Raw genomic sequence first — 557 nt, forward strand, 5'->3', positions numbered from 1 at the left:
CGGACAACGGGCTATTGCCGTGGGTGAATCGGCTTTAGGTTCGGGCTCTTACGGCATTGCCATCGGTGGTAAAGCGAATGCGTTAGGTGCTTCCTCCATCGCGATTGGCGGCAGTCAGGCGGCGGATAAAGGGCCGACTGCAACCGGCAATTTCTCAACTGCTATCGGTTATGGTGCCAAGACCGTCAATCATGATACCACTGCCGTCGGTAAAAACAGCACGGCAAACGGTCTGCGCGCCACAGCCTTCGGTGTAGATAGCAATGCAGGTGCTGAAAACGCCTTGGCTGCTGGTCCGCAAACCACCGCTTCTGCCAAAGGTGCGATTGCTGTCGGTTTTGCCACTCAGGCAACCGGTTTGAGCAGCATTGCAGTCGGTAAGGAAGCCATTGCCACTACAGAGACTTCTACTTCACTTGGTCAAAACAGCCAAGCCACCGCCAACAACGCCGTTGCCATCGGTAACAAAGCCGTAGCGGCAGGTACGGGCAATATCGTAGTGGGTACGAACGCAGGTGTTTACGACGCTGCCGTTTCCGCAGGGCGCACAGTCGGTG

At 56.4% G+C, this 557-nt stretch carries 1 pseudogene; it reads left to right on the forward strand.

The features are described from left to right. Positions 1-19 precede the first annotated feature (19 nt). Positions 20-557 (forward strand): annotated as a pseudogene (locus ACTHUR_RS17015) (hypothetical protein); the annotation flags it as partial.

The organism is Neisseria sp. P0021.S007, from assembly GCF_051956855.1.